The 24,098-nt window shown below is 34.4% G+C and carries 20 protein-coding genes and 1 pseudogene; 10 read left to right on the top strand and 11 right to left on the bottom strand.

Annotation, left to right across the window (positions count from 1 at the left end):
* Positions 1–762: 762 nt before the first annotated feature.
* Entirely contained in the window at positions 763–2,043 is a 1,281-nt protein-coding gene (locus VKJ25_RS10410; RefSeq protein WP_324236565.1) for a tetratricopeptide repeat protein, read from the bottom strand.
* A gap of 520 nt (positions 2,044–2,563) precedes the next feature.
* On the opposite strand from VKJ25_RS10410, the gene rimM reads away from it, so the two are divergent.
* On the top strand, positions 2,564–3,190 hold the full coding sequence (gene rimM, locus VKJ25_RS10405) for a ribosome maturation factor RimM (RefSeq protein WP_324236564.1): 627 nt from the start codon (positions 2,564–2,566) through the stop codon (positions 3,188–3,190).
* Between the two features lie 304 nt (positions 3,191–3,494).
* Here rimM and VKJ25_RS10400 read toward each other — a convergent pair whose 3' ends face one another.
* The 3 genes from VKJ25_RS10400 to VKJ25_RS10390 form a co-directional block, all read right to left on the bottom strand.
* Positions 3,495–3,950: a nitrate reductase associated protein gene (locus tag VKJ25_RS10400; protein WP_324236563.1), complete on the bottom strand. Its 456-nt coding sequence runs from the start codon at positions 3,948–3,950 to the stop codon at positions 3,495–3,497.
* Between the two features lie 347 nt (positions 3,951–4,297).
* The gene (locus VKJ25_RS10395) at positions 4,298–4,768 is read right to left on the bottom strand and encodes a phosphate-starvation-inducible PsiE family protein (protein WP_324236562.1); all 471 of its coding nucleotides are present in this window, start codon (positions 4,766–4,768) and stop codon (positions 4,298–4,300) included.
* A gap of 250 nt (positions 4,769–5,018) precedes the next feature.
* Positions 5,019–5,228 (bottom strand): hypothetical protein, encoded by a 210-nt coding sequence (locus VKJ25_RS10390; RefSeq protein WP_324236561.1) that lies wholly within the window; start codon positions 5,226–5,228, stop codon positions 5,019–5,021.
* Between the two features lie 241 nt (positions 5,229–5,469).
* Between VKJ25_RS10390 and VKJ25_RS10385 the strand changes: the two genes are divergently transcribed.
* The gene (locus VKJ25_RS10385) at positions 5,470–6,402 is read left to right on the top strand and encodes an NAD-dependent epimerase/dehydratase family protein (RefSeq protein ID WP_324236560.1); all 933 of its coding nucleotides are present in this window, start codon (positions 5,470–5,472) and stop codon (positions 6,400–6,402) included.
* A 476-nt stretch (positions 6,403–6,878) separates the two neighbouring features.
* Here the strand turns inward: VKJ25_RS10385 and VKJ25_RS10380 are convergent, their stop codons facing one another.
* On the bottom strand, positions 6,879–7,907 hold the full coding sequence (locus VKJ25_RS10380; RefSeq protein WP_324236559.1) for a S66 peptidase family protein: 1,029 nt from the start codon (positions 7,905–7,907) through the stop codon (positions 6,879–6,881).
* Positions 7,908–8,351: 444 nt separating this feature from the next.
* Between VKJ25_RS10380 and VKJ25_RS10375 the strand changes: the two genes are divergently transcribed.
* Entirely contained in the window at positions 8,352–8,801 is a 450-nt protein-coding gene (locus VKJ25_RS10375) for an NUDIX hydrolase (RefSeq protein ID WP_324236558.1), read from the top strand.
* 3 nt (positions 8,802–8,804) lie between these two features.
* Here VKJ25_RS10375 and VKJ25_RS10370 read toward each other — a convergent pair whose 3' ends face one another.
* From VKJ25_RS10370 to VKJ25_RS10350, 5 genes and pseudogenes are all read right to left on the bottom strand, one after another.
* Complete coding sequence (locus VKJ25_RS10370; protein WP_324236557.1) at positions 8,805–8,966, bottom strand: hypothetical protein; 162 nt, start codon at positions 8,964–8,966, stop codon at positions 8,805–8,807.
* Between the two features lie 8 nt (positions 8,967–8,974).
* Entirely contained in the window at positions 8,975–10,090 is a 1,116-nt protein-coding gene (locus tag VKJ25_RS10365) for an ATP-binding protein (protein ID WP_324236556.1), read from the bottom strand.
* Positions 10,091–10,690, bottom strand: a complete 600-nt coding sequence (locus VKJ25_RS10360) for an AlbA family DNA-binding domain-containing protein (protein ID WP_324236555.1) — start codon at positions 10,688–10,690, stop codon at positions 10,091–10,093. It lies immediately after the preceding gene.
* Positions 10,691–10,938: 248 nt separating this feature from the next.
* Positions 10,939–11,884, bottom strand: a pseudogene (locus VKJ25_RS10355) (threo-3-hydroxy-L-aspartate ammonia-lyase).
* A gap of 884 nt (positions 11,885–12,768) precedes the next feature.
* A complete protein-coding gene (locus VKJ25_RS10350; protein ID WP_324236554.1) occupies positions 12,769–13,290 on the bottom strand; it encodes a pentapeptide repeat-containing protein in 522 nt (173 codons plus the stop codon).
* 387 nt (positions 13,291–13,677) lie between these two features.
* Here VKJ25_RS10350 and VKJ25_RS10345 point away from each other — a divergent pair, with 387 nt between their 5' ends.
* From VKJ25_RS10345 to VKJ25_RS10315, 7 genes are all read left to right on the top strand, one after another.
* Positions 13,678–13,800, top strand: coding sequence for a pentapeptide repeat-containing protein (locus VKJ25_RS10345; protein WP_324236553.1), 123 nt, complete (start codon positions 13,678–13,680; stop codon positions 13,798–13,800).
* A gap of 8 nt (positions 13,801–13,808) precedes the next feature.
* Positions 13,809–13,907: a pentapeptide repeat-containing protein gene (locus tag VKJ25_RS10340; RefSeq protein ID WP_324236552.1), complete on the top strand. Its 99-nt coding sequence runs from the start codon at positions 13,809–13,811 to the stop codon at positions 13,905–13,907.
* 98 nt (positions 13,908–14,005) lie between these two features.
* The gene (locus tag VKJ25_RS10335) at positions 14,006–14,191 is read left to right on the top strand and encodes a pentapeptide repeat-containing protein (RefSeq protein WP_324236551.1); all 186 of its coding nucleotides are present in this window, start codon (positions 14,006–14,008) and stop codon (positions 14,189–14,191) included.
* A complete protein-coding gene (locus VKJ25_RS10330) occupies positions 14,178–14,732 on the top strand; it encodes a RidA family protein (RefSeq protein ID WP_324236550.1) in 555 nt (184 codons plus the stop codon). Before VKJ25_RS10335 ends, VKJ25_RS10330 begins: the two co-directional genes overlap by 14 nt.
* 925 nt (positions 14,733–15,657) lie before the next feature.
* A complete protein-coding gene (locus VKJ25_RS10325) occupies positions 15,658–19,314 on the top strand; it encodes an adenylate/guanylate cyclase domain-containing protein (RefSeq protein ID WP_324236549.1) in 3,657 nt (1,218 codons plus the stop codon).
* 604 nt (positions 19,315–19,918) lie between these two features.
* Complete coding sequence (locus tag VKJ25_RS10320; protein WP_324236548.1) at positions 19,919–20,251, top strand: hypothetical protein; 333 nt, start codon at positions 19,919–19,921, stop codon at positions 20,249–20,251.
* 1,220 nt (positions 20,252–21,471) lie between these two features.
* Positions 21,472–23,106 carry a Ppx/GppA phosphatase family protein gene (locus VKJ25_RS10315; protein ID WP_324236547.1) on the top strand — a complete coding sequence of 545 codons (1,635 nt, stop codon included), beginning with the start codon at positions 21,472–21,474 and terminating at the stop codon, positions 23,104–23,106.
* A 570-nt stretch (positions 23,107–23,676) separates the two neighbouring features.
* Here the strand turns inward: VKJ25_RS10315 and VKJ25_RS10310 are convergent.
* Positions 23,677–24,078 carry a thioredoxin family protein gene (locus tag VKJ25_RS10310; protein WP_324236546.1) on the bottom strand — a complete coding sequence of 134 codons (402 nt, stop codon included), beginning with the start codon at positions 24,076–24,078 and terminating at the stop codon, positions 23,677–23,679.
* Positions 24,079–24,098 lie beyond the last annotated feature (20 nt).

Here is a 24,098-nt window from a genome sequence, read left to right as displayed (position 1 = left end):
TTCTAGAAATAACTATTAACTTAGCCAAAGCAATCTCCCATATTACAGAAAAGATTGCTTCGGGGGTTTTGGGGTGCTTCACATAAAACAATTTCTTTTCCTTCCCCCTCGCTGCGGACAGAGAGGTTGTCATTGCGAGGCGGTGATAGAAACAGTTAACCTTTCGGAATAAGCATTAACTTAGCCGCAGCAATCTCTCGTATTACAGTGTTGAGGTGCTTCACATAAAATAATTTCTTTTCTTTTCCCCCTCGCTGCGGACAGTATTAGAAGTTATTATCATTTTTTTCTTGAGAAATTTCCCCTTTTTGATACCAATATATAGCCGCTGCTAAACACATATCCTAAACAAATTATTCAGCAGTTAAACGACGAGCAGAACAAATATCTTCTGGTAAATTAATAGTAATTTCTGGCATAGCAATCTTTATCTAAAATTACAGAGATTATACTAAATTGATAAATGTTTGCTAAAGCTAATTTAGTTATTATAGAGGTTGTCATTGCGAGGCGGTGATAGAAGCAGTTAACTTTTCGGAATAACTATTAACTTAGCCGAAGCAATCTCCCGTATGACAGAAAAGATTGCTTCGGGGGTCTTAGGGTGCTTCACATAAAATAATTACTTTTCCTGCCCCTCGCAATGACATCTTAGAGATTGCTTTGGGGGTGTTGATAATTTCTCTTGAAAATAATTACTTTCCCTTCCCCCCTCGCAATGACAGTTAGTTATTATAATAATAAATAGCTATACTATCTACCTTAATTCAATATCAATTTTTGAAACAAATCATTATGCCGAATATTCTCAAAATCAGGTTCATTTTTTGCCATTTCCTGATAGTTTCCATCATTCAAAATAATCGCTTTTTCTAAATGTTGTAAAGCAATTTCCACCTCACCTTTTAAACTACAACAACGCGCCAAATTATACCAAGCATTAGAATAGTTAGGTTTAATTTTTACAGCATTATCAAAACAAGCGATCGCCTCTTCATAAATACCTAACTTCATCAAAGAAACACCCCGATTATTCCAAGCATCAGTATAATTATTTCTAATTGCAATTGCCTGATTATAAGATTTTACCGCCTCTTGATATTTTTGAATTTTAGCTAAACAAACCCCACGATTATTCCAAGCATCTGCATAATCAGGTTTAACCTTTATTCCTTGTTCAAAAGAATTAATTCCCTCCTGATAATGCTGCAATTCTATTAAAGAAACCCCACGATTATTCCAAGCATCTGCATAATCAGGCTGAATTTGTAAAGCTCTATCATAAGAAGCGATCGCTTCATCAAACATCTTTAATCTTGTCAATGCCACACCCCGATTATTCCAAATTTCTGCCATTTCTGGATAAATTTTTAAGGCTTGATTATAAGCATTAATAGCTTCTTTAGGCCGACCTGCTAATAGAAATTGAGAGGCTTGTTTGGCATAATCATTTGCCATCATTAATGGCTCAGAATTATCCTCTTGAGTAGAAGAATATTGAATCAAAGTATCCTTTTGCAGTTGTTCAATTTTTTCATCAGCTTTATTACTTTGTTGTTTCAGTTCATTTAAGATAATTTGAGCCTCTTCTACAATTTCTTTTAGTTGAGATATTGTGTCATATTTCAAACTATCAATTTCTTGTTCTGTAATATCAATTTTGTTAGCTAATTTTGCTTGGGAAAACCAAATCCAAATTGCTGCTGAAGCCGGAAAAAATGTCAAAACAATTAGAAAAACACCAAGTAATGATGTCGCATGACGAAAAGTATAATCTACTTCTTGTCGGACGCGATCGCGAATTTCTTCTCTAAAGTCAAATTCTTCTAATTGTGTTTGATTTTGCGCGAGCAGAATTAAAGATTTTTCGGGTTGGTAATCATGGTTAATTTTGTTATTTATATAATAATTTTTATTTTGACTATATACGGCACTTTCACCAATAGAAAACATCAAAGTTAAAATGAAAATACAAATTGATTTTGGTAAAGTCAAGGGAAATTTTTGACAACTATTATTCCTTTTCCCTTTATCACTAACCATATTTTTTTTTCTATAAATAACAAATGGTTGAACAGCTTTTCTTGGTTGTATGTTTCCTTTTATAATTTTCATTAACTTCTAAAAATTAAGATTAACTAATAAGTAAGTATTCAGCAATCAGCAGTCAGCGGTCAGTTATTTATTTTAGTTTGAGATAAAAGCTTTATTAGTTGAGGTAAATTGAATCTTACTATCAAAGCCAACTTTAAACTTTATATTCATTTCGACCCTACTGGATTGTTTCATCTTAAAATGTTGTATGGGGTAGGGGGCGAGTTTGAGCTAGAATTTTAATGCTTACTCTAAGATTTACATAAACCCGTCCCGTTAGACGGTGACAACCCAACATTAGTAAGGTTTTGTTGGGTTTCACTATCGTACTGCTATACAGAAGCAAGCTACTACCCAACCTACATTTTTAAGTGTGTCAGTTTACTAAAGATGATGTATAATTTACTCTTTGCGTAATTCCAGATCTATTTAACTTTTGACTTTTAAATTTTGACTTCTGACTTAAATTATGTCTGAATGGATTGAAATTGGTAAAATTGTTGCACCTCAAGGTTTGAGGGGAGAACTGCGAGTATATCCTAGTTCAGATTTCCCAGAAAGATTCTTAGAACCTGGAAAAAGGTGGTTATTATTACCAAATCAAATGGAACCCCAGTCTATTGAATTATTAGGTGGTCGTTATCTTTCTGGTAAGGGTTTATATGTAATAAAGTTAGCAGAAATTGAAAATCGTGAACAAGCTGAAGGTTTACGAAATAGTCTGTTATTGATTGAAAAAGGCGATCGCCCTGAACTAGAAGAAGATGAATTTTATGTCCCAGATTTAATTGGTTTAACAGTTATTAATCAGTTAAATGGGGAAATTCTTGGGAAGGTTGTGAGCATGATTTCTGCTGGTAGTGATTTATTAGAAGTAGAAAAAATATCTAATATTCCTGTTATTTCTGAAGTTGATAAGGCAAATAATTTACCACAAGAAAATGAGCCAAGTCGGCGAAAAAAACATCAGCAAAAATCTCAATCTTCTCAAGGCAAAAATATTTTAATTCCGTTTGTAAAAGAAATTGTTCCTATAGTTGATTTTGAAAAAAATATCATTGAAATTACTCCCCCAGAAGGCTTAATTGAACTGTAAATTAAGTTAAGAAATAGGGAGTAGGGAGTAGAGAGTCACCCACCCCTAACCCCTCCGATGGAGGGGAAGTCAAGAGGAATAAGGAGTTTTAGAGGACATGGACGGTTCCCGATAAATCGAAAAAATTATCCCTTGACTTGGGTGCCTCAATATAACCAAAATACTCACTTTTTTAGATTTATAAGGCTAAAATCTGATACTTTTTTACAACCTAAAAAGGGTAAAAGCTTTATATATAAACACTTTTATATTCAATCAGCAAGCCCTAATTATCAATTATCCATTATCCATTATTTGCTCTGATTCAAATCAAGTTAAATTCTTGAATAGCAGGTAAAAAGTTTTTATTTTCATGGCTAGGGCGACTAAGTTTAACGAGAACAAACCTTTGCATTGCAGTGAGATTTTTCCATTGGTTTAAATTAATTTGAAGACCTACTTCTTGAGCTTTTTCCTGAACTGTTTCGGGAATTTTTGTCTCATCTACCCAAGGAGGGTTTTCTGGAATAGGTAAATCTTTAGCAGAGGTATTTGTTTGCTCAATTACTAACTGATGTAACCATTCTCGGTAACTTTTAATTTCTTCAGGTTCAGTACAAGGTCTATCTACTAATTCTTGACGAATTGTATGATTAAATTGATGCCAGTGGGATAATTTTAATTTAACTCCACAAGTATCTAATTTATAGCGTACTATCATAGGAATGCACCGTAGAGATGCTACGAAATCTTGCTCAAATTCAAAATAATTTTCATTCATATTTTTTTGATTTTTCAGAGATAATAAAAATGATTTATCAATCAAAAATTCTAAATAAGCATTCAGCTTTTCCTAGAGAATACTATGCAAAAAAACTTTTACAAAGAATCAAAACCCTAGTAAATTATTACATTTAAAAGCTGATAGCTAGTTAAACCAAATATCATTTTTAATGTAAGCATTTAGCTATTAGTAGTCAGATCAAGGGCAATAAAAATCAATGGCAAGCATTCTTTTAAATTCTACTTTTTAACCATATATCTGATATTATCAAACGATGTATATTTATGGCTGGAAATTATAGATTTGCTTCCCAAGCTGATAGCTGACTGCTGAATGCTTACTCTTTAATGCTTGGATTTTTGATTATTTTGCGAGCGAATAATCCAGAAACTAATTGATAAAGCAAAAGTAGCAAGTGCTAATCCAATTAAAGCTTCTCCTCCTTTTTTATCCAAATCATAAATAATGATTTTTCGGGCTACAGCAATTAAAGAAGTAGCAATTACTAACTCCACTTGAAAAACGTGTTTACGAAGATAGGCTGTAATATTTTCTAGAATTTCTAGAGCAATTAAAATATTTAAAAATAGTCCAAAGATTTCAAATAAACTATCTTTAAACAGAGGATTAGGTGTCAATAAAAGTTGTTTATATATATAAACTATCAAATCACATACAGCAAAAATAATCACAGTAATCATTGCTAAAGATAGAACTTTAGAAACTAAGAATTCTATACCTTCAATGAATTGGAGAAAAATGTTATCTTGTTCATGCAGAAAAATATTTTTGATAGTTTTAAGTAATTTATTCATGTTTTTTTAGTATAAAATTGATGTCAGCATTTAGCCATCAGCTATGAGTTATTAATTCACTTTCATAGCGAAGGATCAAGTTAGCCTCCCAAAATAATTAAAACTTATTTTTGCTTAGCATTCCCCAGGAAATAAAAAGGCTATAAACTAACTTAAGTAACTTATTAAGTTCAAAAGATAAATGCTGAATGCTTACTTTTATTCACTTTTTTAATATGCAGTAAAAAGAAACTAATTAGTAGAATTAAATCTATTTGATTTCTGTTTTTTCCATTTCATTAACCGAGTTTTGAATAGTAGCAATAATCAGAGTGCTTACTCCAGCAAAAGCTATTACTCCCACCAGGGCAGCAATTGATATATTGTGTAGTAAAACCGATTGCTCTAATTTGGCTTTGGTATGCTCAGATATTATATTTTCTGAGTCTTTCTCCGGGAACTTATCAGAATTGGATTGCATATTATTATCTTAGTTTTAAATTGTGTTTAATTAGTATACAATTAGTTGTGATAAAAAGAAAGAAGCCAATTATTGCTATATAGCCATCAGAAATGATTGATGAGAAAAACTGTAGGGGTTTGGTTTCCCAATCCCATTTATGTGCTTGGTTTGGAGAACAAACTCCTACAATAAAATCTGAAAATCTATGCACGGATTGCTATATAATTAAATTCTTAACTATTGATAACAAGAGGAAAAGATGCGAATATTAATTATGGGTGGTACCCGATTTATTGGGGTATATTTAACTAAAATTTTGGTAGAAAAAGGCCATGAAATTGTATTATTTAATCGTGGCAATAAACCGGCTCCAGTATTAGGAATCCAAGAAATTCATGGGGATAGAACTGATTCTAACCAACTAAAAGAAAAATTAGCATCGGAAAAATTTGATGCTATTTTTGATAATAACGGACGAAAATTAACTGATACAAAACCTCTCGCAGAAATCTTTCAAGGTCAAGTCAAACATTTCGTTTATATGAGTTCTGCTGGAGTTTATTTAAAATCTGACCAAATGCCTCATATTGAAGGAGATACTATTGACCCAAAAAGTCGTCATTTAGGAAAATTTGAAACAGAAATAGAATTAGCCAATCAAAATTTACCCTGGACTTCTATTCGCCCTACTTATATTTACGGACCACAAAATTATAATGATTTAGAAGCATGGTTCTTTGAAAGGATTGTACGCGATCGCCCCATTCCTATTCCTGGTAATGGACTTCATATTACTCAATTAGGTCATGTCCAAGACTTAGCTATGGCAATGGTAAATGTGTTGGAAAATGATAAAGCAATTGGGCAGATTTATAATGTTTCTGGGGAACGTTTTATTACTTTTGATGGTTTAGCTCGTGCTTGTGCTGAAGCTGCGGGAAAATCTCCTGATTCTATTAAGTTAGTACATTACGATCCAAAGCAATTTGACTTTGGTAAAAAGAAAGCTTTTCCATTAAGAGTTCAACATTTTTTTGCCAGTGTAAATAAGGCAATAATAGAATTAAATTGGCAGCCAAAATATGACTTAATCTCTGGGTTAAAAGATTCATTTGAAAATGATTTTATTGCTTCCGGCCGTGACAAAGCAGAAGTAGATTTTTCAGTCGATGATGAAATTTTGAAAGTGTAAGTATCCAGATATTAGCTATTAGTAAATCATCAAAAAAGTCAAATGTGGTTTATGTTTGATAAAATTGAACAATTCAACTAAGAGAGGATTTTATGCAGTCATCAAATCAATAAGAATTGAAACTAATTTTCCCTTATTAACTATTTTTTTATATACAAAAAGAGGTTGGTGTTGGCGGAGTCTAGCGGCATATTGCCTAAATTTTTAGAGATATGTTTAGGGATTCTATAATATACAGGACTTACGCAAAGACACTATATAGTTAAATAGAGCGATCACTATAATTTTTTAAGTGATCGCCTGAACAAGAAAATTACCATAATTAATACAAAGAGGATTTACGCACCGACCCTAGATATAGTGCTTACCCCATGCGCAATATTTTTTAACATATAGTACCTCCCTTGTAAGTCTTGATAGTAATTATCCGGATTTCATATAAAACTCACCTACTTTCTTTCTTCCTTATTCCTTCTTCAAACCACAGCAGTTTCTAACATTGTCATCGTACCGCGATCGCTATCTATCTCCACCTCTACTCCCAATGGTACTGTAAACTTATCCAAAAGATGACCGATATTTGTACCATACCAAGCAGGAATACCTAGAGGTCGAATAAGATCAATCAAAACCTGCGATAATGTTAACGTGGGAAAATCATCCTCTTCATCCAAACATCGAGTACATCTAGCAAACACAAAACCCTCCAACTGCCTCAAAATACCAGCTAAACTCAAATGAGTCAACATTCGATCTACCCGATAAATATCCTCTCCTGTGTCCTCCACAAACAAAATTTTCCCTCGCCAGTCTGGCAAAAAATGAGATCCTACTATCGCCGTAAACACAGATAAATTTCCTCCCACCAGTCGTCCCCGCGCTTTTCCACCTGTAATAGTTTCCACAATATTCGGAGGCGGTTGCAAAGTCATCGCTTTTCCTTCAAGCAAGATACCTTGGAAATAACCAACAGAAAATTTATTCCAGGAAGATAGACCATTGAGACCGTGGAATGTCACCAAACCAGTGCGAGCATATATCCCCAATAACAAAGCAGTAATATCGCTGTAACCCATAACAATTTTAGGATTTTTACGAATTAAGTCATAGTCTAATAATGGCAAGATGCGACTGCTACCCCAACCACCTGTAGTTGTTATTAATGCTTTTATTTCCTCATCCCCAAACATGGCATTGATATCCGCAGCGCGATCAATATCTTTACCTGCAAAATATCCATATTGATCGAGAACGTGAGTTCCAGCTTTTACTTTAAACCCTTGTTGTCCTAAAACTAAATTGACGTATTTGAGGTTAGATTTAAAAATCATAGTGCCAGGACTAACTACTCCGATAGTATCGCCTACTTTGAGGCGGGGTGGTTTGAGGATGGGTAGAGGCGATGCTGCTGAAGCAACACTCTGGAAATGCTTATTAGTAGTAAGTTGGGTTGCTAATAAACTTAGACCTAGAAATTTTAAAAAGTAACGGCGATCGCTCATCATTAAATTTGGACATAATAAACATAATATTCAGTATATAATCAAAATCTAAAATTTCTTGGTAACTGTTGTCAAGGCAGATAAAATTTTGTATGATTATTTCTCAACCAAGAAACTAGATTTATTGCCCTATTTGTCCTAAACGACGAGCTTTTGTTGATAAACTCGGTTTCTGCATAAGTTCTGGGAACAAAAAAATACCAGATTTTCTTACTTCCTAGTTCAGTAGGTGGTATTGATAACTGATATAACAGTTGAAGTAAAGGGCGCGGAAATTTCTAAATCCTGTTTGCGGAGCATTTCCCTATATGAAAAATCCTTTGATAGTTTCCTGTTCCCTCTCTTGGTCGATTGGATATCGCGAGGAATCTCGCCATCCCTTGACCGCTGTTCCCACCTTCTGTGTTCCCTATTCCCTAGCGCGTAGCGCTATAACTGATAACTGAAATGACTTATCGTAATCCTACTCCCACTGTTGATATTATTATCGAATTAATTAATAAACCAGGACGGCCTATTGTTTTGATAGAAAGAAAAAACGAACCTTTCGGTTGGGCGATTCCTGGTGGGTTTGTTGACTATGGAGAAACTGTCGAAACTGCAGCAAAACGGGAAGCAAAAGAAGAAACGAGTTTGGAAGTAAAATTAATCGAACAATTTTATGTTTATTCTGACCCCAACCGCGACCCCCGTCAACATACAATGAGTGTGGTATTTATTGCCACTGCAACTGGGGAACCGAAAGCAGCAGATGATGCTAAAAATTTAGCTGTGTTTGAACCTTGGCAGATTCCGACAAATCTTTGTTTTGATCACGACCGTATTCTTCAAGATTATTTGCGGTATCGTTATTATGGTTTGAGACCAAGAGTTGATTCATTAATGGATAATGGATAATGGTTAATCCTCAGCAAGCTGATTAAATTTGTCATTTTGGTTGGATGCAGTTTTATATGCTTGCTGTGGATGATGAGGTTTATCTGGATATTGAAGTTGTAAGCTACCTTCTTTTACCATAGAATTGATATAATGAGTTCTAATAGTGTCTGGATTTCTATCCAAAAGTTCAGCTAATGTAATGTTTTGAGATTTATATACCCATTTGAGCATAGATTAAAAATTGTGGTTATCATTAGTTCTCGACTTACTCGTTTCTTTTCTCTGACTGGAGTTGCAATATCTATTAATTCTTTTTCTGGATTATGCTCGGAGTTAGGTTCGTTATGCTCGGAGCTAGGTTGGTTATGCTCGGAGCTAAGTTTGTTATGCTCAGAGTTATTCAACAACGAAAATAAATCAAGCTGACCTTGGTTTGGTAGATTATAGCGCGTACCTTTACCGTGACCAGATTTCTCTAAACAACCATGATCAACTAGACCTTTTAAACATTTACTTATATCTGTAGGATGCTCTTTTCTATAACGTTGAATATCTGTATTACTAACTTCTCCAAACTTATGAGTAATTACCAAAATAATACGCTCTAATTCTGTTAAATTATAATAATTATTTCCGACTATTTCCTTTAATTCTTTTTCTATATTTTCTGGTATAAAACTAACCATTGGTAACAATAAAGATGTTACTTCTATATCAAGCTTTTCTGATACAAAAGGAATAAACCATTGTTGTTCTTTCCATGCTCTGAGAATTTTTCTAAATCCAGAACCTGCTTTTTCTCCTAATCCTAACATTTGAAACATTTTTTGTAATTTAGGATTACGAGGATCGCTTTGACCACCTTGATACAAAACATCAATAGGTATTCTCAGACGACCGGGATTAGAAAATATAAAACCTTGTTTAGACTTGATGATAACTAATGATTTTGTAGATAGATGATCGGCATGAATTAGAGTATTTACTAATGCTTCTCTTATACCTTGATGAACATGAGTTTCTTCTCTACGAGTAGCATCTTTATCAAGTTTAAATGGTACATCTAAATCGTTAACCAAACGATTATAAACACGATAATAAAAATTAAATAAATTTGGTTCCCATTTACCATCAAGGGTTAAACGATAATCCCACCTTTGGTCTGGATCGCTAGAGAAACGTTCTTGATAATCTAAGTGGTAATGAGGAAAAGCATCTAAAATACTACGTTCACGACCAAACATTAGTAACCCAGCATAAGTTAATCCCTCTTGATTTGTGGCGCGATCGCGTTTCCATCCTCCCAACTAAAGGAGTAAATTTTTATCGTCAAGTTCCAAGTAAGGATGATCCGGTTCTCTATTACTAAAACGTTGTCGAAATGCTTTCATAGTTTCTGGATCTAGATCGTCAAAATTAAAATTATCTAAAATTTGATAATCTTGGGGATCATTACTTGCATCTCGCAACATCTGCTTAATTTCTACTTCAGTGCAGTGGTAGTCTCCAGAATAGTTACGTTTATATGTTCCTGTCATTAGATTTTTATTAATATAAACAGGACGTTGAGTACGAGTTGCTCTAGGAACTGGAATAATAATAAGTTTACTACTGTCAATTTCTTTAATTTCCAAATTGTAATTAGAGCAAATAGGAAAACTCAATTTTTCAGGATTATTATGATTATTCCAAAATTGGGTTATTAAATTTTCTGGATTATTAACTCCTGAAATAATAAATCCATCATCAGTTTCACTAACTCCTAATATTATATAGCCGCCATCTGTATTAGCAAAAGCTGAGAGAGTTGGCAAAATATCTTTGGGTAAAGTATTTTTAGCAGACTTAAACTCAATATCTTGGTCTTCCCCAATATCTATATGTTCTAATAAAGTATCTAAATCCATCTGTTAAAATTTGTAGATTAAATTATACTAATCCTACATGATTTATGAAAAAAATTGTAAGGGTTTGGAAACCAAACCCCTACGGTGAAATATTACAACTTGCTGTTTATGATTTCTACATCTACAGTTAAACAACAGTAGGACTTACACAGAAGAAACCCGGTTTCTTCTAGAAGAAAAAACCCGGTTTCTTGTAGAAGAAGAAACCCGGTTTATCATAGAAACCAATTTTCTGGGTTCACCAGACTTTATTCCTGAACAGATTTAAACAACTCTCCTACTTGCTTCAAATCTACATTTCCCCCACTAATAATTACTCCCACTCTAATATCTGAAACTTTAATATTTCCTTCTAACAAAGCTGCTGCTGCTAAAGCTCCAGTAGGTTCTATTACTAACTTCATTCTCTCCCAAATAAAATACATTGTTCTTAAAATTTCTGACTCAGAAACTGTCACCATATCATCAACATAATTCAAGATTAAAGGAAAATTTAAGTTACCTAAAAAAGGCGTTCTCGCACCATCAGCAATAGTGTTAGGATTATGTATAATTTGCAGAGTTTGAGAATAAAAAGACCGAGTTGCATCATCAGCATTTTTTTGCTCAACTCCCACAACTTTGCAGTTTTTTAATAAATTTTTAGTAGCGATCGCGCAGCCAGAAAGTAAACCTCCACCACCACAACATACTAATAGTAAATCCAAACTTTCTACTTCTTCAATTAACTCTAAAGCAGTCGTACCTTGTCCGGCAATAATATCAATATGGTCATAAGGTGGAATAATTGTAGAACCTTTTTCTTGAGCAATTTTTTCAGCTAAATCTTTTCTATTGGCTTCATTTATATCATAGAAAATTATCTCAGCTCCATAACCACGGGTAGCAGATTTTTTTTAACGTCTGGAGCATTGTGTGGCATCACAATAGTTGTCGGAATATTTAATAATTTACCTATGAGAGCGATCGCCTGAGCATGATTTCCAGAAGAATAAGTTAATACACCTGATTTATTTTGAATTTATGATAGTTTAGATAAAGCATTGTCAGCTCCTCTAAACTTAAATGAACCTGTACGTTGAAAATTTTCACACTTAAAAAATACCTCACAGTTAGTCAGTTTATTTACAGTTTTGAAGTTATTGCAGGTGTCCGTTGAGCTACAGAATATAAACGATTAGCTGCTGCTGCAATATGATTTTAATTAACTGCAAAATTATTGGTAGATTTGGAATTATAGATAGACATATTACTAATGGATAATTGATAATTAAGGTGTAAGCATTCAGCTATCAGCGGAGGTAAGGAAAGCAGAGGGCGAAAGTCAGAAGCGGTGTTACCCCATATCGGCGATATACGCAAGCGGTCAAGTTTTACGTTGGCAACAGACGCAACCGGTTAGATGCCACGTCGGGGACAGACACAAGCGGTCAGATCAAGCGTCAGCGTAAGACACGGGAATGCTCACCAAGAGATGCAAAAGGGAATATTGGTTAAAAGGTTTTTTGAGCGCTAATTATTGGGACATGATATGTAAGCATTTAGCCGTAAGCTATAAGCTAGCCTCCTACGGAGCAACTGCGCAATTAATTGAGCTATTACTTTTAATTTCTACAGGACTTACGCCAAGACCACATATATAGCGTCAAAAACTATAACGTTATAGTTTTTAAACTCCACATATAGTAGCTTTGCGTAAGTCCTATTCTAATAAAAGCTTTATGATACGGTTCCCGATAAATCAGAAATTTTATTTGAATACAAAATCCTGTTTTTAAGTCTATATTCCTTGAAATTTAGTCCTTAAGGTTGAGCTTTTTATTGTTAATAGGTGTTGGCGCAGCATTCCGCAGGAAATGCTTACCATGATATGATATAACAATTCAAAAACTAGAAATAAACTCTGAAAATATAGCAATCAGGAATGAAATGTAAGGAATTCTGCACGCACAAAATTTAATATAATTATAATACAATTTATATCCTCTTTTCACAAACCATAACTGACTGCTATATGTCAATTATCTATTAGTAAAAAAATTTAATTTTAACTATTCAACTGGAAATTATATTACTGTCTATTTTTGGTCTCCTAAACATTGAAATCTTCTTTGAGAAAGAATTGGTCTTGGTTGAAATGATTCTAAACCACGACCATCATAAAGAGTTGCTCCATCAGGCATTTTTGCTCCTTCTAATTTTACTCCTTCTGTTAAAGCGCCATCGAAAATAGCACCACTTAAATCCGTCTTTCTCAAGTCAGCACCTCTAAGGTCAGCTCCACTAAGATTAGCATCAACTAAATTAGACCATTGGAGGTTAATATTTTGTAGATTAGCATTAGTTAGGTCAGCACAAGTAAAGTAAGAACCACTAAAATTACTATTACTTAAGTCGGCATTTTTTAAGTTAGTTTGTCTTAGTCTGGCAGTGCGTCGTATGATATTACTAAGGTCAACTCCACTAAAGTCGCATCCTTGACAAACTTTTAATGGGTCCTCTAAAAACTGTTGTAGTTCTTCAACATTTTTTGCTAGAATAGGGGTTGCTAAAGAGGCAATTAATAAAAGGGTAATAGTGGTGATTATTTTCAGTTTCATACTGGTTCATTTTGATTTGCTTCGATAATTATATTATATAGCAATCCTAAATAGGTTGTGGCAAATAAAAAGTATCTAAAAACCCTCAAGCCATTACATATCATGTATTACAAGTTAAGTTTTTTCTAATTTTTTTTTGATTTTGTATAAAAATAAAATAAGATTGCTATAGCAATTTTCAAGAGATTATAATATTTGATAGTAGGTATTTTATCTCCCAACCCTTACTATTTTTTTAGAGTCATTTATTATGGCTATATATTGATAATTTCGTGCATACCAATAGTGGTAAGATCAGAAAAATTTAATCAATAGGTAAATTATGGATGCTAGAGAACTTATAGAAAAGTATGAAGGTGGAGTCAGAGATTTCCGTGAAAAAAACTAATGGGTATAGACCTTGAGGAAAAAGATTTAACTGGTATAGACTTTTCTAATGCAGATTTATTAAAGGCAGATTTAAGTAAATTTTTTTTGACAGAAGCTAACTTAAATAGTGCAACTTTTTAGGAGTATATTTGAGTCAAGTAAATTTATCTAAGGCAATTATTTCCCGATTAAATTTTTCAAATACAGACTTAAATCAGATAAATTTAAGCTATGCTGATGTTCAATAAACAAACTTAAGCTATTCATCTTTAAAAAATGCCAAGCTAGTCTGTGCAAAATGTACAAAATCAAATTTTAGTAGAAGAGCAGAACTTAAAAAGCAGATTTGAGTAAAAGAGATTTTCAAGGTACTAATTTTATTCTGGCTAAATTAGATAATGCAAATCTCAGAAAGTCAGACCTCAGTAATGCTGACTTAAGTAAAGCTTGTCTCAAAGAAGCTAATTTAGAAAGAGCAAATTTACAAGGTGCTAATTTAATAAGAGCAGATTTAGAAAGTGCTAATCTTTAGTAAAGCAAATTTATTTGGTGCTAAAACTTATGGATGGAATATAAAAAATGCAGATTTTACTGGTACTATAATGCCCGATGGGGAAAAGTTTATTCAAACAGAAATACCCACCAATCATCAACCAACAAAATCAACAACAAATCTAAACATGACAACTCGCAAAATAATCAAAACCGACAAAGCACCAGATCCAGTTGGCCCATATAATCAAGCGATCGCTGCCACTGGCCAAATGATCTTTGTTTCTGGTCAAATAGCGATCGACACCAGAATCAATCAAGTAGTCTATACCGACAACGTAAGTAAACAAACAGAACAAGTTATGGCAAACCTGGAAGCTATCCTCACTGAAGCAGGAGCTACTTGGTCAAATGTCGTCAAAACCACAGTCTTTCTGAAAAACATGGACGACTTCGCTACCGTCAACAATATCTACAGCAAACACTTCGACTCTGAAAATGCACCCGCTCGTGCTTGTGTCGAAGTTGCCCGTTTACCTAAAGACGTGCTGGTAGAAATTGACTGCATTGCCGTAGTATAGATGACTTGACTTTAAGTCAAACAAAGTGTATAATTAGAGACAAAGGGCTAGGTTTCTTTGAAAAGTTAAATAACTGTCTACCCTCGGTTTACAAAACTTTCCATTTGGGTAGAATGTAGTAGGGACTCTCCAAAGAAAAGCCCCACATAGTTTTTCTTTCTCGATCAGGACTTACGCATCTAGAACCAAAAGTGGGTTTATTACCCTGATCATTTTTGCTTAAACCACAAAACTTCTGAGATAAACTGTGTTTATGCGTAAGTCCTGCTTTGCTTAAGCTTCTAATTTCCGATTTCAGCTATATTTTCCGGATATCACCAATACAACTGCGATTTAGAATATAAAAACATAAACTTTAGCTAATTAGTTAATTAGTTATAATCGAACAGGACTTTATTATTATTTTTCAGGGTTAGTTTCTGACATTTATTAGATTATTAAAGATAATTATGTTAATATAACTTAAGATATGCTTATATTGTATTAATCTCCTCAATAGTAAAAAAAAATAGAGATATTTAAGGTTTACAGGAGTTATACAGAATCAGAACTTACTCAGCATCTACTAGAAAGTTCAATAATTAAGTATTTTATACCTTTTTTAAATATTAAACTTGTTATATCATGTCCGGATAATTAGTTATAAAAAACCTTTTTATTTTGAACCAATATTCCCTTTTACCTGTCCCCCCTTTGAAAGGGGGGTAGGGGAGATTCCCTCAGTATAAGTGCCTTCCTATAAAGTGTAATTATTCAACTGGACATAATATTAAATAAATATACAGCCAATTTGATCAAGCTTTTGGTATAGCTATCATCAGCAAGAAATCTGTACTTCTTACTTCCTATTCTCAAGTATATATAGCCAAACTTTGTATATATTAAACTTAAATAAATTGTGGTGCATACACAATATTTTGAAATTATGAATGATCAAGATAAAACTAAAGAGGAGCTAATTCAAGAATTAAGAGAACTTCGTCAAACTGTTAGTAAACTTGAGAAAGCTAATTCACCTGGCAGCTTAACTGAACAAGAATTAAAATTAAATAAAATAATTGAAGAAAGAACTGCAGCACTAAAAGAATCAAACGATCAGTTAATAGAAGAAATTGTACAACACCAACAAACAGTAAAAAGTTTAGAAATAGCTAAAGAACAATTACAAACAGTTTTGGCAGCAGTACCAGGTACAGTATCTTGGATTAGTTCAGATTTACACTATATAGAAGTTAATCAGGAGTTAGCTGATATTTTTGGTATCCCCAGAACAAAATTTCCGGGGAAAGATATTGGTTTTTTGGGGGCAAGTTCTGAGTTTTATAATTTTGTCCAAGAATTTTTTGAGAGTTCGTGTTTAGAAACAAATCGTGAAATCACATCAATAGTTAATGGGGAAGTCAGAAATTATTTGGTAGTGGCAGAAAAGTACAATAAAAGTCAAGCTGCCTTTATTGTAGGTATAGATATTACGGAACGTAAACAAGCAGAAGAAAAGCTAAGAACAGCTAAAGAACAATTAGAAACAGTATTAGAAGCAGTACCAGGTACAGTATCTTGGATTAGTTCAGATTTACACTATATAGAAGTTAATCAACGGTTAGCTGATATTTTTGGTATCAACAGAGCAGAATTTATGGGGCAAGATATTGGCTTTTTAGGAACAAGTTCTGAGTTTAATGATTTTGTCAGAAGTTTTTTTGAGAGTTCCTCTTCAGAAACAACTCGTGAAATTATATCAATAATTCATGGTGAACCTCGAAATTATTTGATTGTTGCCGAAAAGTACAATGAAAACCAAGCTGCTTTTATTGTCGGAATAGATATTACCGAACGCAAACAAGCAGAAAAAAGTGTCTTAGTTAGTAAAGAGAAACTGGAAACAGTATTGGAAGCTGTTCCAGGAATGGTTTCCTGGGTTAATTCTGACTTAACCTATATTGAAGTTAATCAGAAATTAGCTGATCGCTTCAACCTAAAACGCTCAGAATTTGTTGGTCAAAATATTGGTTTTATAAATAAAGATTCTCAATTTATCTCTGGGATGGCAGATTTTTTTGCTAGTTCGGAACAAGAAATCACCTTTGAAATTACTGGACAATACCAAAATTCATCCCGAAATTATTTAATAGTTGCTCACAAATATAATCAAAATCAAGCAGCATTTGTAGTAGAGGTTGATATCACTGAACACAGACAAATAGAGTTAAAACTGGGAGCAACTCAAGAAAAGTTCCAAACTATCTTAGATACAATACCAGGAATTGTGTCTTGGATTAGCTCAGATTTACATTACTTAGGAGTTAATAAACATTTAGCAGAAACTTACAATTTACCCACAGAAGCTTTTATTGGCAAAAATATTGGTTTTCTTAAAGCTAGTGAAGAATTTACTGAATTTATGGCAGAATTTTTTGCTAGCTCTGCTGAAGATGATTATCGAGAAATATCTGCTTATGTTAATGGTATTCCCCGAAATTATTTAATTGTTGCCCAAAAATATGCGGGAGGAGCAGCAGCTTTTGCGATCGGCATTGACATTAGCGATCGCAAGCGTATGGAAGCAGCCTTACGAGAAGCTGAAGAAAAATATCGTACTATCTTTGAAAATGCTATTGAAGGAATTTTTCAAGCTACTTCAGATGGCTACTTGATCAGTGCTAATCCAGCATTAGCTAGAATTTATGGTTATAGTTCTCCGGAAGAAGTGATTGCTAATTTCGTCTCCTTACAACATAAACTTTACGGCCCTCCTGAGTATCGGCAACAATTTATGCAAAAATTACAGGAAGAAGGTGCGGTAGTTAATTATGAATCACAAATCTATCGTCAAGATGGCACTCGAATGTGGATTTCGGAAAATGCTAGAGCTGTCTATGATCGAGATCATCAATTAATTCGTTATGAAGGAACTGTTGAAGATATTACAGAACGCAAAGAAGCACAGGAAGCTTTACAAATAGTTAATCAACAATTAGAAAGTAAGGTTGAGGAACGTACTAGAGCTTTAAAAGAATCAAATCATTTGCTAATGATGGAAATTTCGGAACGTCAACGTGTAGAGACTGCACTCCGACAATCAGAAGCAGAGCTAAGGGTTTTGTTTGAGGCCATGACTGATGTCATTACTGTCTTTGATGCCAAAGGTAGATATGTCAATATCTTATCTACTAATTCTGAAGTAATATATAGTCCTAGTAGCGAATTAATTGGTAAAAGTGTTTATGAAGTTTTGCCTCCTCAGCAAGCTAACCTGTTTATGATCAATATTCAACAAGTGCTGAATACCCAAAAAACTGTTAATATAGAATATAGTTTGCTAGCATCTAGAGACCCTAAAAGTCAAAAAAATCATTCTATATGGGATATCTCATCCAAAATTCCTAATCACGAATCTAACGGATCGCTTCCCGCTCCCAACTGTTCTATTCCTCAACTTGAAGAAATCTGGTTTACTGCTAACGTTTCACCATTACCAGATAATTGTGTAATTTGGGTGGCGCGTAATATTACAGAACGCAAACAGGTACTAAATGCTTTACAAAAAGCAGAGGAAAAATACCGTACCATCTTTGAAAATGCAGCAGAAGGGATATTTCAAACTACTCCTGATGGCAGATTTATCAGTGTCAATCCAGCTTTAATTAAAATGTATGGGTTTTCCTCAGAAGCAGAATTAAAGGATAAGCTAAATAATATTGCTCAACAATTATATGTTAACCCCAGACGTCGCTCTGAATTTATTGCCCAACTAGAAAAAAATGATTCTGTATCAAATTTTGAATCAGAGATTTATCGTGGTGATGGTGGTGTCATGTGGATTTCGGAAAATGCTCGTGTAGTTCGTAATTCTAAGGGAGAAACACTTTACTATGAAGGAACTATTCAAGACATTACAAAACGTAAGTCTATAGAAATAGCATTGCGGTTAGAACAAGAAAAATCGGACAGTTTATTATTAAATGTTTTACCTGTTCAGATTGCCACTAAATTAAAACAAAATCAACATCCAATCGCTCAACGATTTGAAAATGTGACAATCTTATTTGCTGATATTGTCGATTTTACAGGCTTTTCCGCTCGAATATCTCCTAATGAATTAGTAGATATATTGAACCAAATTTTCTCAGAATTTGATAAATTGACTGAACAACATCATTTGGAAAAAATTAAAACAATTGGAGATTCTTACATGGTTGTTGGTGGTTTACCCACAGCTAGAGAAGATCATGTAGAGGTAATCGCTAAAATGGCATTAGATATGCAAAAGGCAATTAGAAAATTTTTTAACGATCAGGAGGAACCTTTCCAAATTCGTATTGGTATTAATACTGGACCAGTAGTAGCAGGAGTCATTGGTATTAAAAAGTTTAGTTATGATTTGTGGGGTGATACAGTAAATGTAGCGTCTCGAATGGAGTCAAGTGGAACCCCTGGTAAAATTCAAGTTACAGAAGCTACTTATCAACTTTTAAAAGATAAGTTTTTATTAGAGTCACGAGGTCTTACACCAGTTAAAGGTAAGGGAGAAATGATGACTTATTGGCTAATAGATAGGGCAAAAAATTTAATTTTCTCTTAGCTTTAGTTATAGCGGTTTTCATGTCAGTAAACCACAGTAGGGACGTTGCATAACAAAAATGCGTTTTCCGTTCCGGAATGCTCCGCTTTCCATGTCGCGCAGCCAAACGTCTCTATCTCTACAAGATTTCGGTTATGGGGACGTGGTTAATCCATTTGAAAAGCGCTGTATTGGGTATTTTTGTACTCTATTATTTTTTGGGAAAAATTCTGCTAATCATTAATATTTTTTTCTGTTTATTTACAAATCTTAATTTATATCATATCCCTTGGTATCGGAGCGTGTAAAAACTGCAGGAATATCTACCTTCTGTAAGGTTTTTTCTTCTCTTAAAGCTTCTTCCTTTTTCCTTCTTCCTTACCAAAAAAAGAGGTATAAAGCCTCCCCTTGTTCGGGTGATGAAAAAATTTTAACACGGTTCCCGATAAATCAGTATTTCAAGCCTCCGAATTTATTCGGCACTCTCTACTGATAACTGAAATGACCTTCTCAGATGATTGTAACAATTAGACAAATAATTGTAATAATTTTACATATAAAAATGTATCTAACATAGTTTATATAAAGATCAAAGAAGAAATGTAATATTTTTGGAGATGTCTAAATGAATAAGGAAAGTTTATTACAAGATCTTAATGCTGCCATAGTAAAATATAAAGATAATCCTGTAGCAAGAGTTTTTTTTAGTCTAACAAAACAGATTTGGCAAATTGATTGGACTGTTCCTCCTTTTGATATTCTCACCCACTATCTTGAATTTAATATCCCTTACTTTGTTCGGTTTATGTCAGTAGACAAAGATGATGAAGCTGAAGAAAAACAGTTACTTATCGATTGGCTCCAGACTAAATCTGCTTTAGATAAAGAAGGCAAGACACGACTACCTCAGTTAGTAGATGAACTAAATGACTTACGAACTGCAGCCAGAAACAGCTAATAATTATATTGATTATTATTGAAGGGGGAATATAATAATTTTTATTTGTCATTATTAGGACTAAAGCCATGAACGCTATTGGTAGGGTGTGTTTTGCCTTCCGCAAAGCTCCGCTTTATATGTCGGCAAAAGCCAAAGCGCTACGCGACATGTAAAGTGTATCTCGTAACGCACCAATACTCCATATATACCTATTGGTAGGGTGCGTTAGCGTAGCGTAACGCACCAATACTCCATATATAGAACCTTTGTGTAAGTCCTGTATATCTTTTTAAGGCGATCGCTTCTTTAATTTTATCATAGGACTAAAGCTATCTGTAGGGTGCGTTTCGCTACGGGACATGAAAAGCGTATCTCGTAACGCACCAAGACTCTATACATATAGCCTTTGCGTAAGTCCTGATTTTGTCATAGGACTAAAGCCATGAGGTAGGAAAAACAGGGGTTTAAGATTGCTTCCCGACCGTCGTATCGGACGAAAATACGTTGCAGTTGTGTAAGTCCTGTATCAAATTAAAGCGCTTTTAAGATTGATGAACTACATCACCACAACCAAAACCATGTCGGAGTAAATGACCATTCGCCACTACTGTGGTCTACCGAGATGAAAACTGCTGTAATTTTTTTCAGATATAACTATTATTACCAGGACTTACCCATGAGGAACACAATGTCAACATTTGAGATTGCTATCCTGACCGACTGCTTCGCATTTCCTGAGGTCATGCTGCGCTTTCCATGTTGCGGAGCGAAACGCTGTCACTTGCGCTTCGCAAAGCTTCGCTTTTCATGTCGCGGACCGTTATCGTATAGGGACTGCTACGCAAACATGTCGGCTCAAGCACCGAAAACGCAATGACAGAAATACGTTGCGCGTGCGTAACTCCTGATTGCTAATATCATGTCCACTAGCATCGGATTTTTAGGGCACCGTGCGTCTATAGAATGAAGGTTAAAATGGCAGAAAAGCTTCTGCCTTCAGCATAAGTGCCTTCCTTCCACGGAAATCTAATTACTCAACAGGACATCATATAATTTTTTATACAAACCTCAAAATCAATAATTTGTCAATATTAAAAGTCCATTTTTATAATTTTTTGTCATAATAAAAAAGATAAGATTACTTAATCTTAGGACTTATACAAAGAAATCCAGTTTCCTGATTCACCCGCATAAGTTCTGATAAAATGAAACACACTTGTAATTTAGGATACATTTATATGGTTACATCTGTTCCTCTGGTTAAAATTCGTACTCCACTGGGAGACAAAGACCGCATCTTAGCAGCAATAGATATGGGTACAAACTCGTTACATTTGGTAGTAGTAAAAATCGACCCCAAGTTTCCCACTTTTACAATTATTGAGCGAGACAAAGAAACAGTTAGACTGGGAGACTGCGAGCCCAAAGGTAATTTAAAACCAGAAGTGATGGATAAAGCGATCGCTACTTTAGAGCGTTTCCAAAAAATTGCTGAAGGTGCTAATGCTGAACAGATCATTACAGTTGCCACCAGTGCTGTACGGGAAGCACCCAACGGCAAAGAATTTCTCAAGAGAATAGCTAAGGAATTAGATCTCTATGTTAACTTAATTTCAGGTAAAGAAGAAGCACGACGAATTTATCTAGGGGTGCTTTCAGCAATGGAATTTAACAACCAACCACATATTATCATTGATATTGGTGGAGGTTCCACAGAATTGATATTAGGTGATAGCAAAACATCAAGAACTCTGAGCAGTACCAAAGTAGGTGCAGTACGTTTGACAAAAGAATTTGTGACTACAGACCCCATTAATGAGAGTGAGTTTGCTTATTTGCAAGCTTACAGTAGAGGTTTATTAGAACGTCCGACAGAAGAATTATTAGCTAATCTCAACAAAGATGAAAAACCTCGGTTAGTGGGAACTGCTGGTACTATAGAATCTTTAGCAACTATTCATGCTTATGAAAAGTTGGGGAATGTACCAACTCCTTTGGGTGGTTATCAGTTTAGTTTCGCTGAACTGAAAGAATTAGTGAATAAGTTGAGGAAATTATCTATTTCTGAAAGATTGGAAATTCCTGGTATGTCAGAAAAGAGAGCAGAAATTATTCTGGGGGGTGCTGTCGTGTTACAGGAAGCAATGAGTTTATTAGGTATGGAGTCAATAACTGTCTGCGAAAGTAGTTTGCGGGAGGGGGTAATAGTTGACTGGATGTTAAATCATGGTTTGATAGATGATCGCCTCCGTTTTCAAAGTTCAATTCGGCAACGAAACACTCTCAAAATTGCCCAAAAATATCAAGTCAATATCGAGAATGGGGAGCGGGTTGCTTCTTTGGCGTTGCATTTATTTGACCAAACTCAAGGGTTGCTGCATAATTGGGGATATGAGGAACGAGAGTTATTATGGTCAGCAGCAATTTTGCATAATTGTGGTGTATATGTCAGTCATTCCGCACACCATAAACATTCTTATTATTTGATTAGAAATGGGGAGTTATTGGGGTATAGTGAAATTGAAATTGAAATTATTGCTAATTTAGCTCGTTATCACCGCAAAACTTTACCGAAAAAAAAGCATGAACATTATCACAATTTACCGAAAAAATATCAACAACTGGTCTCTGAGTTGAGTGCGTTGTTAAGGTTGGCGGTGGCTTTAGATAGACGACAAATAGGAGCGATCGCTAATGTGAAATGTCAGTTAAATAAAAATAAACAAGAATTTCATCTCTGGTTACGACCTGCTGACCCGGAAGATGATTGTGCATTAGAATTATGGAGTTTGGAATATAAGAAGGAAGCATTTGAGAAAGAGTTTGGTTTAAAATTAATAGCAAATCTAGAAACTGCAATGGTATCTGTTTGAAGAAGTAAGAAGGCAGAAGGCAGCTATGCTCAAGTAAGAAGCAGACTTAGATTTCTTGCAGAAACCGGGTTTATTGGTTGGCAGGGAAGTTGGATACAACTTCCCTGTTGGGTTATCATATCAAATCCGCTGGCTTTAGAGAATAACGTTCTACTATTAGAAAAGAGCGAAAATTATTATTCCCTAGAGGGTTTGGAGGCCAAACCCCTACGGTCTTTAAAACATAGCCAAATATCAAACTATCAGAAAATTCAAACCAGCTAAAACTAGCTCCAAAGACAATTATTATTCCCTAGGGCGTGTCATCAATTAAATAAGTTGACAAAAAGGCTATTCTCTGTTATGTAAAAATGGCGATCGCGGTTGGATAGGTTCAGATACAGGGAGGGCATACCTGAAATTGTGCGGTCGGTAGGGGCGGGTTTCTCAGTTAAATGAACGATTTTCCCGCTTCTGTTAGATAAACCCGCCCCCCCCCAATGATGTAATGAACAGTTTTAGCTTTGTCAGTCCACTACTTTTGTTGATAAAGCTTCTAACATCTAATTGATGACACACCCTAAAAATCTATCAGAATTTCTGAATGCCATAATTTTGACTTAGTGGAATTAACTGTCGTTGCAAAAATTGAGCGTCGCGACGATCTTGATAGTTCAACATAAAAGCATCTAATGTCCGCCGGAAATCTTCTCGTCCCTGAAAATGATCGATACGATTAACTATTTGGCCATTTTCAAACAAAATTAGGGTGGGTAAAGTTTTTAGTTGATATTTACTGGCCAGCCTTAAACTTTGGTCAGCATTCACCCCTATTAGTTTTAAATGGCCATTCCACTCTGATTGAAATTTAACTAATTGGGGGACAATCATTTTGCATAGGCCACACCAAGGTGCCCAAAAATGAACTAAAACTGGCTTGGTGGACTCCAATACCTCTTTTTTAAAATTTTTTTCCTCAACTGGCAGAATCATGATCCTTGAATGTATATTAA

This window comes from Okeania sp. (assembly GCF_035285525.1).
GTDB lineage: Bacteria > Cyanobacteriota > Cyanobacteriia > Cyanobacteriales > Microcoleaceae > Trichodesmium.
Note: the sequence above shows the minus strand (reverse complement) of the source record. Positions and strands in the feature narration are given on the sequence as shown.

Coding starts and splice junctions, on each gene's coding strand:
- VKJ25_RS10385 (WP_324236560.1), top strand. CDS start 5,470: ATGCGAATATTAATTATGGGTGGTACCCGATTTATTGGGGTATATTTA.
- VKJ25_RS10345 (WP_324236553.1), top strand. CDS start 13,678: ATGGGTATAGACCTTGAGGAAAAAGATTTAACTGGTATAGACTTTTCT.
- VKJ25_RS10325 (WP_324236549.1), top strand. CDS start 15,658: ATGAATGATCAAGATAAAACTAAAGAGGAGCTAATTCAAGAATTAAGA.
- VKJ25_RS10390 (WP_324236561.1), bottom strand. CDS start 5,228: ATGCAATCCAATTCTGATAAGTTCCCGGAGAAAGACTCAGAAAATATA.
- VKJ25_RS10395 (WP_324236562.1), bottom strand. CDS start 4,768: ATGAATAAATTACTTAAAACTATCAAAAATATTTTTCTGCATGAACAA.
- rimM (WP_324236564.1), top strand. CDS start 2,564: ATGTCTGAATGGATTGAAATTGGTAAAATTGTTGCACCTCAAGGTTTG.
- VKJ25_RS10375 (WP_324236558.1), top strand. CDS start 8,352: ATGACTTATCGTAATCCTACTCCCACTGTTGATATTATTATCGAATTA.
- VKJ25_RS10410 (WP_324236565.1), bottom strand. CDS start 2,043: ATGGTTAGTGATAAAGGGAAAAGGAATAATAGTTGTCAAAAATTTCCC.
- VKJ25_RS10380 (WP_324236559.1), bottom strand. CDS start 7,907: ATGATGAGCGATCGCCGTTACTTTTTAAAATTTCTAGGTCTAAGTTTA.
- VKJ25_RS10350 (WP_324236554.1), bottom strand. CDS start 13,290: ATGAAACTGAAAATAATCACCACTATTACCCTTTTATTAATTGCCTCT.
- VKJ25_RS10310 (WP_324236546.1), bottom strand. CDS start 24,078: ATGATTCTGCCAGTTGAGGAAAAAAATTTTAAAAAAGAGGTATTGGAG.
- VKJ25_RS10400 (WP_324236563.1), bottom strand. CDS start 3,950: ATGAATGAAAATTATTTTGAATTTGAGCAAGATTTCGTAGCATCTCTA.
- VKJ25_RS10360 (WP_324236555.1), bottom strand. CDS start 10,690: ATGGATTTAGATACTTTATTAGAACATATAGATATTGGGGAAGACCAA.
- VKJ25_RS10320 (WP_324236548.1), top strand. CDS start 19,919: ATGAATAAGGAAAGTTTATTACAAGATCTTAATGCTGCCATAGTAAAA.
- VKJ25_RS10315 (WP_324236547.1), top strand. CDS start 21,472: ATGGTTACATCTGTTCCTCTGGTTAAAATTCGTACTCCACTGGGAGAC.